The organism is Roseomonas sp. CECT 9278, from assembly GCF_918698155.1.
Classification (GTDB): domain Bacteria; phylum Pseudomonadota; class Alphaproteobacteria; order Acetobacterales; family Acetobacteraceae; genus Neoroseomonas.
This window is the reverse complement of the sequence record NZ_CAKKLX010000050.1, coordinates 25302-32625: the sequence shown is the minus strand read 5'-3', so window position 1 is coordinate 32625 and position 7324 is coordinate 25302. Positions and strand designations below refer to the sequence as shown.

Here is a 7324-nt window from a genome sequence, read left to right as displayed (position 1 = left end):
GACGGGGTCCCTTGCTCTGGAGCGGGCTCGATCACCCAAGGCCTGCGCGGGCTCCCGTCCACCTCCAGCCTCGCCGTCTCAGGCCGTGACGGCAAGGGGAAGATACAAGGCCTTTAGGCCTTTGGTGAGTGGGGTCCGGGGAGGGCAAGGCCCTCCCCGCCCTGGACCGCCGCGCCGGCGCGCGCTCCCATGCGGCCATGGACCAGACCTTCGACCATGTCATCGTCGGTGCCGGCAGTGCGGGGTGTGTGTTGGCGAACCGCCTGTCGGCGGATGGGCGCGCGAGTGTTGCGGTCATCGAGGCCGGGGGCCGTGACCGCCATCCCTACATCCACATCCCGGCGGGCTATGCGCGCATCCTCGATCATCCGCGGCTGACCTGGGGGTTCCGGACGGAGCCGGATGCGGCGACGGGTGGGCGGGCACTGGCTTACCCGCGCGGGCGGGTCTGGGGTGGGTCGTCGTCGATCAACGGGCTGGGGCATGTGCGCGGGCATCCGTCCGACTACGACCTGTGGGCGCAGAAGGGTTGCACGGGCTGGGGGTGGGACGACCTGCTGCCGTACTTCATGCGCCATGAATCCTTCGCCGGTGGTGGCGAGGGACGCGGCGCGGGTGGCCCGCAGCCGGTCGAGCACCTGGCCGAGACGCCCGCACTGCTGCGCGAATTCGCCGCGGCGGCGGAGGCGATCGGCCTGCCGGTGAATGCCGACATGAACGGCCCGCGGCGGGAGGGTTTCGCGACATTCCAGCAGACCAGGCGCGGGCAGCGGAGGGTCTCGGCGGCGCGGGCGTACCTGGTGCCGGCCCTGCGGCGGGCGAACCTGCACGTGGTCAGCGACGCGATGGCGCAGCGCGTGGTGGTGCAGGACGGGCGCGCGACCGGCGTGCTGGTGCGCCAGGCCGGCGCGGAACGCCTGCTGCGCGCGCGCTTCGGGGTGGTGCTGTCGGCGGGTGCGATCGGCTCGCCGCATCTGCTGCAGCTCTCGGGCATCGGGCCGGGGGATGTGCTGGCGGCGCATGGCATCGCGCCGGTGCTGGATGCGCCGGGCGTCGGGCGCAACCTGCAGGACCACTACATCGCGCGGCTGAGCTTCCGCCTGGCCGACCATCGCTGGAGCGCGAATCGCCGCATCGTCTGGCCGCGCCTGGCGTGGGAGGTGCTGCGCTGGGCCACCACCGGCCGCGGCGTGCTGACCTGGTCGCCGGGCATGATGAGCTTGTTCGCACGCACGCAGGAGGGGCTGGAGGCGCCGGACGTGCAGATCAATGGCGGCCCGCTGTCCTGGCAGGATGGCCGCATCGGCGTGCCGGAGACGGAACCGGGCTTCACGCTGGGTGTCTGGCAATGCCGCCCGCACAGCCGCGGCAGCGTCACGCTGCGATCCCCGCGCGCCGAGGACGCGCCCGCCATCGCCCCGCGCTTCCTGACCGAACGCGCGGACGAGGACTGCGTGGTGCGCGGCATCCGCCTGGCGCGGCGCTGGATGGCGGCGGCACCGCTGCGCGGCATCGTCGCCGGCGAAACCCGCCCCGGCCCGGCTGCCGAGACCGACGCCGCGCTGCTGGCCTTCGCGAAGGCGACCGGCGGGACGGTCTACCACCCCTCCTGCACGGTGCGGATGGGGGGCGATGCGGGCGCGCCGCTCGATGCGCGGCTGCGGCTGCGCGGGATCGACGGGCTGCGGGTGGTGGATGCCTCGGTCTTTCCGGACATCCCGGTGTGCAACATCAACGCCACGGTGCTGTCGGTCGCGGAGAAGGCGGCCGACCTGATCGCGCAGGACATGCGCGGCTGACAGGCCGCCTGCGAGAGACCGTTCGGGACTGCCGGCACCGGCCCTGTTCCCCGGGCCGGGATGCCAGTGATGTCTCCCGCCGGACAGCCGGCGGAGCCGAACGCTCCCCGGCCGCGTCGCCGCCCGTCAGGCGGCCTGGACGCGCTGCAGGAAGTCCGCGACCTCCTGCTGCAGCGCCCTGACCTTGTTCGCCTGCGCGGCGAGCGCGCCATTGGTGCGCGCCGCGCCGGCGCCGGTCTGTTCGGCATCGGTGCGCAGCGCGGCGACGGTCTCGGCGACCGCCTGCGTGCCGTGCGCGACATCGACGACGCTGCGCGAGATCTCGGCCGTGGCGGCGCGCTGTTCCTCGACCGCGGCGGCGACGGCGGTGGTCACCTCGTTGATGCGCCCGATCGACGTGGCGATGGCGCCGATGGCGCTGACCACGTCGCCGGTCGCGCGCTGCATGGCGGCGATCTGCGCGCCGATCGTCTCGGTCGCCTTGCGGGTCTCGTTCGCCAGCGACTTCACCTCGCTCGCGACCACCGCGAAGCCCTTGCCGGCCTCGCCCGCGCGCGCGGCCTCGATGGTGGCGTTGAGCGCGAGCAGGTTGGTCTGGCCGGCGATGGTGTCGATCAGGCTGACCACCTCGCCGATGCGCTGCGCGCCTTCCGCCAGGGAGCGCACGGTGTCGTCGGTGCGGCCCGAGGCCTGCACCGCCTCGGTCGTGACCGTCGCGAACTGCGCGAGCTGGCGCGAGATCTCGGCGATCGAGCTGGTCAGTTCCTCGGCGGCGGAGGCCACGGTCTGCACATTGGCGCTGGCCTCGCGCGCGGTCTCGACGGCGGCCTCGGCGCGGCCGGTGGCGGCGGTGGCGGCCTGGCCCATCGCGTCGGCGGTGCCGCGCGTGTCCTCCGCCTGCTGCGCGATCTCGGCCAGCAGGCCCGAGACACGCGCGTCGAAGCTGCTGCCGAGCTCGGCCAGGCGGCGGTCGTAGGAGTGCTTGTTCTCCTCAATGTAGATCGAGATCGCGAGGTCCATGTCGAGCATCACCGCCTGGGTGAGCGCGCGCATCAGCCGCGCGGTCCGCGCCTGCGCCGCGGCGGGGCTGAAGCGGCTGGCATGGACGTGGGTGGCGGCGTCGAACAGCCGGGTCAGGATGAAGGAATAGCCGCCGATGTAGAAGCGCGGCTCCAGCCCGATGCGGCTGTGGCGCAGGCCGATCCGCCGGACGGAGTCCATGTAGTCCTGGTCGAAGCGGCCGGAGAACAGCCGCCCCCAATGCCCGGTCTGGGCCTTGGCGGCGCGGTCCATGGAGGCGGCGCCGTCGAACATCGCGGCCAGCTTCGGCCAGGTCTTCAGGTGCCCGTAGAAGCCGCGCATCAGCTCGGGCATCAGGGCTTCGATGGTCGGCCCGAATTCGGCGAGCGCCGCGCGGGTGTCGTTGTCGATCTCGAGGAAGTGGGTGCGTTCGGCGCCGTCGAAGGCCTCGGACGCATGGTGGTTTTCCGTCATCTCGCAAGGTCCTGAATTGCGGGATGACAGTTTAGTGACTCGAAGCCTTTCGGCTTCTATATCCACGCTCCATGCGCAGGCATGCAGGCCCGCGCGATGGGTGCGTCGGCTGGTGCCCGACAGCCCGTTCGAAGGGCGGCGAATGCCGCGGGCAGGCGGCTGGAACGGTCCGTCAGTCGTCGAAGCGCAGCCCGCGGGCGCGGATCAGCGCGCTCCACTTCTCCGCCTCGCTCCGCATATGCGCCTGCGCTGTCGCCACGTCCGATCCGCCGGCGCCCACGAAGCCGACCTCGGCGACGCGCTGGCGTACCTCGGGCTGCGCCAGGGCGTGGCGTGCCGCGGCGTTCAGCCGGTTCACGATGGCGTCGGGCGTTGCCGCCGGCACCCACCACATCACCCAGGAATTGGATTCGAAGCCGGGCGCCACCGTCTCGGCCATCGTCGGCACGTCGGGCAGGGCGGGCACGCGCTGCGGCGTGTTCACCGCCAGCGCCTGCAGCCCGCCGTCGCGCACCTGGCCCAGCGTGGCGGGCATGTCGGCGAACATGAACTCCACGGTGCCGGCGCGGATATCCGTCAGGCCCGCCGCGGTGCCGCGGTAGTTCACCAGCGTGATGTCGGCCCCCGACATGGACTGGTACAGCACGGCCGAGAGCTGGTGCGGCGTGCCGGGCCCGCCGGTCGCCGCCTTGTAGCGCCCCGGATTCGCGCGCACCGCCGCATCCCAGGCCCGCACATCGGCGAACAGCCCGGGCCGCGCCACCAGCACGAAGGGCGTGGTGGCCAGCAGCGTCACCGGCTTGAAGTCGGACAGCGCATAGCCCGGGTCGCGCATCATGAACGGCGCGATGACCGAGGAGATCGGCGCCAGCAGCACCGTCAGCCCGTCCGGCGCGGCGCGCGCGACCGACCGCGTGCCGACCGCCGCTCCCGCGCCCGGCCGGTTCTCGACCACCATTGGCTGGCCGAGCACCGCCTGCATGTGCGGCGCCATGACGCGGGCGAGGATGTCGGGCGACCCGCCCGGCGCGAAGGGGTTGATCAGCCGCACGGTGTCGCGCGGGGACCAGTCCTGCGCGCGCGCCAGGCGCGGCAGGACAGGCAGGGCGGTAGCAGCCGCTAGCGCGGCACGACGTGTCATGGTCATCGGAAACATCCTAGGCAGGCGTGAAGCGTGGCAGGCGTTGTTGGCCGGCGGGCCGGCAGGGGCGCAGGTTGCCATGACCTGGGGTGGGCGCAAGCCGGGAGGGCGTTGCCCTCCCGGACCCACCCGCCAAGGGCCCAAGGGCCCCTGGACCCCTCGACTTGATCGGGGGAATTGGGGAGGGGCGTCGGCGCGACGGGCACACCATGCCCCGCCCCAATTCCCCCAATTCAGCAGCCCGCGATCCAAGGGGCCATTGCCCCTTGGTGGGGTGGTCCGCAGGGGCAAAGCCCCTCCGGTTTCCGCCGCCGCCATGCTATGCACCCCCTGATGCCCCGTGCCGTCGCGCCGCGGGTGCGGCGTGCCCCCCTCGCCGTGCCTGCCCGACCTGCACCCCCCGTTCGTGCGCGACGCCGCCTGGCGCCGCGCCTGTTGCGTTGGTCGGTCGTCCTCGGTGTCTGGGGGCTGGTGGCTGGCTTCGTGGTGTTGATCTTCTTCGCCTGGGACCTGCCGCGGCCCGAGGATGCGCTGTCGGCCACGCGGCGCCCGTCGGTCACGCTGGTGGCGGCGGATGGCGCGCTGCTCGCGACCAGTGGCGACCTGTACGGGGAGACGGTGCGGCTGCGCGACCTGCCGGCGCATGTGCCGGCCGCCTTCATCGCCATCGAGGACCGGCGCTTCCGCGAGCACATGGGGCTCGATGTGATCGGCGTGGGGCGCGCGCTGGTGGCGAATGTCATGGCGGGTCGCGTGGTGCAGGGCGGGTCCACGCTCACGCAGCAATTGGCAAAGAACCTGTTCCTGACGCCCGAGCGCAGCCTGCGCCGCAAGGTCCAGGAGGCGCTGCTGGCGCTGTGGCTGGAATGGCGCTTCACCAAGGATGAGCTGCTGACCATCTACCTCAATCGCGTCTACCTGGGGGCGGGCACCTTCGGGGTGGATGCGGCGGCGCGGCAGTTCTTCGGCATCGAGGCGCGGCGCCTGACGCCCGGCCAGGCGGCGGTGCTGGCCGGGCTGCCCAAGGCGCCGTCGCGCTTCAACCCGCGCGTGAACCCTTCGGCCGCGATCGGCCGTGCCGTGGAAGTGCTCGACGCGATGGTCGAGACCGGCGCGCTGACCGCCGCCCAGGCGGTGGTCGAGGCCGAGCGCCTGCGCTTCCCGCCCAGCCCGTCGCGCGATGCGGGCTGGTTCGCCGATTGGGTGCGCGACGGCCTTGGCGACCGCGCGCCGCCGACCGCCGACCTGCTGCTGCGCACCACGCTCGACACGCGCCTGCAGGCCGCGGCCGAGGCGCGGATCGAGGCGTTGCTCGCCGGCCCCGGCCGCGCCGCCGGCGTCGCGCAGGGGGCGGTGGTGGCGATCGAGGCCGCGACCGGCGCGGTGCGCGCCATGGTCGGCGGGCGCGACTACCGCAGCAGCCCGTTCAACCGTGCCAGCCAGGCGCGACGGCAGCCGGGCTCTGCCTTCAAGCCCTTCGTCTATCTCGCGGCGATCGAGGCCGGCGCGCGGCCGGACGACATGGTGGCGGACGGGCCGCTCACGCTGGGCGGCTGGTCGCCGGGCAACGGCACCTGGCGCGCGCGGGGCGAGATCACGATCGAGGACGCGCTGGCGTTTTCGGTGAACACCGCGGCGGTGCGGGTGATGCAGCGCGCCGGCGGGCCGCGGGCCGTGGCGGCGGCGGCGCAGCGCCTGGGCCTGCCGGGGCCGCTGCCGCGCGATGCCTCGATCGCGCTGGGCACGGCCGAGGTCACGCTGCTCGACCTGGTGGTGGCCTATGCGCCCTTCGCCAATGGCGGGCACCGCGTGGCCCCCTTCGGCATCGCCGAGGCGCGCGCCGAGGGCCGGCCGATCGCCTGGCTGCCCCCCGCCCGCGCGCCGGTCATCGCGCCCGAGACGGCGGAGGCGCTGCGGCGCATGATGGCGGCGACGGTGTCGCGCGGGACCGGGCGCGCGGCGGCGGTGCCGGGCCTCGTTGTGGCGGGCAAGACCGGCACGACGCAGGACAATCGCGATGCCTGGTTCATCGGCATCGCCGGGGGGATGGTGATGGGCGTGTGGCTCGGCAACGACGATGCGACACCGATGGACGGCGTGGCCGGCGGCGGACTGCCGGCGCGCCTGTTCCGCGACATCCTGGAGACCGCGCGGAGGCCCGGATGACCGGCGCCGCACGGTGCGCCGCGCCATGAACCCGGATCTTGCGACCTTCGCCCGCCCGGTCCGGCACGAGGCCAACAACCTGCTGGCCGCGCTGGGCGGCACCATCGACATCCTGCTGCGCAGCGCCACGCATGAGCGCGACCTGGCGCGCGCCGAACGCATGCGCGAGGCGACCCAGCGGCTGGAGGCGCTGTTCAAGTCCTACCTGTCGCTTGCCGCCCCGCCGGTGACGGAGGGCGAGGGCACCGACGCGCCGCTGGTGCTGACCCTGCTGCAGCCCCTGCTGGTGCTGCTGCTGGGGCCCGGCCGCACGGTCGAGGTGGTGGCGCCGGCGCGCCTGCGCCGCATCGCCATGCCGGCGCCGGAGCTGCAGGCGCTTGTCCTGCGCCTGGCGCGCGAGGCCGCGGCGGCGGCCCCCCCGCAGGGCGGGCTGCGTGTGACGATGGACGCCGCGCCGGGCGGGATCAGCCTGCGCGCGGCGCCGACGCCGCATGGCGCGGGCCCGCCGGCGATGTTCCTGCCGGCGGTGGCGTAGGGCACCTCCCGCTCGTACGTCGAGTACGCAAGGCTGCTCGCCAACACCCTGGTGCGGCGCGTCACGCGTTCGGACGGGATTGCGCGGGCGGGCAAGGATGCTCGCGACGACCATGGTCCGGAGCATCACCCGCTCAAGCGGAGCTGGTTGAGCGGGGCCGAATGCACGCCAGGCCAATGGCCCTGACGC

Annotated in this window: 5 protein-coding genes; 3 read left to right on the top strand and 2 right to left on the bottom strand. The window is 73.7% G+C overall.

The window, feature by feature from the left end; genetic code table 11:
• Window positions 1–197: 197 nt before the first annotated feature.
• Complete coding sequence (locus LQ222_RS22355; protein WP_230169066.1) at window positions 198–1799, top strand: GMC family oxidoreductase; 1602 nt, start codon at window positions 198–200, stop codon at window positions 1797–1799.
• A 126-nt stretch (window positions 1800–1925) separates the two neighbouring features.
• Here LQ222_RS22355 and LQ222_RS22350 read toward each other — a convergent pair whose 3' ends face one another.
• The gene (locus LQ222_RS22350) at window positions 1926–3293 is read right to left on the bottom strand and encodes a globin-coupled sensor protein (RefSeq protein ID WP_230169065.1); all 1368 of its coding nucleotides are present in this window, start codon (window positions 3291–3293) and stop codon (window positions 1926–1928) included.
• 172 nt (window positions 3294–3465) lie between these two features.
• The gene (locus tag LQ222_RS22345) at window positions 3466–4440 is read right to left on the bottom strand and encodes a tripartite tricarboxylate transporter substrate binding protein (RefSeq protein WP_230169064.1); all 975 of its coding nucleotides are present in this window, start codon (window positions 4438–4440) and stop codon (window positions 3466–3468) included.
• 429 nt (window positions 4441–4869) lie between these two features.
• Between LQ222_RS22345 and LQ222_RS22340 the strand changes: the two genes are divergently transcribed.
• Both LQ222_RS22340 and LQ222_RS22335 read left to right on the top strand, forming a co-directional pair.
• A complete protein-coding gene (locus LQ222_RS22340; protein ID WP_230169062.1) occupies window positions 4870–6600 on the top strand; it encodes a transglycosylase domain-containing protein in 1731 nt (576 codons plus the stop codon).
• Between the two features lie 25 nt (window positions 6601–6625).
• Window positions 6626–7135, top strand: coding sequence for a hypothetical protein (locus LQ222_RS22335; RefSeq protein WP_230169061.1), 510 nt, complete (start codon window positions 6626–6628; stop codon window positions 7133–7135).
• Window positions 7136–7324: the final 189 nt, after the last annotated feature.

Bases quoted from the DNA above. Each gene is read 5' to 3' on its own strand.
- LQ222_RS22350 (WP_230169065.1), bottom strand. From the start codon at position 3,293: ATGACGGAAAACCACCATGCGTCCGAGGCCTTCGACGGCGCCGAACGC.
- LQ222_RS22335 (WP_230169061.1), top strand. From the start codon at position 6,626: ATGAACCCGGATCTTGCGACCTTCGCCCGCCCGGTCCGGCACGAGGCC.
- LQ222_RS22355 (WP_230169066.1), top strand. From the start codon at position 198: ATGGACCAGACCTTCGACCATGTCATCGTCGGTGCCGGCAGTGCGGGG.
- LQ222_RS22345 (WP_230169064.1), bottom strand. From the start codon at position 4,440: ATGACCATGACACGTCGTGCCGCGCTAGCGGCTGCTACCGCCCTGCCT.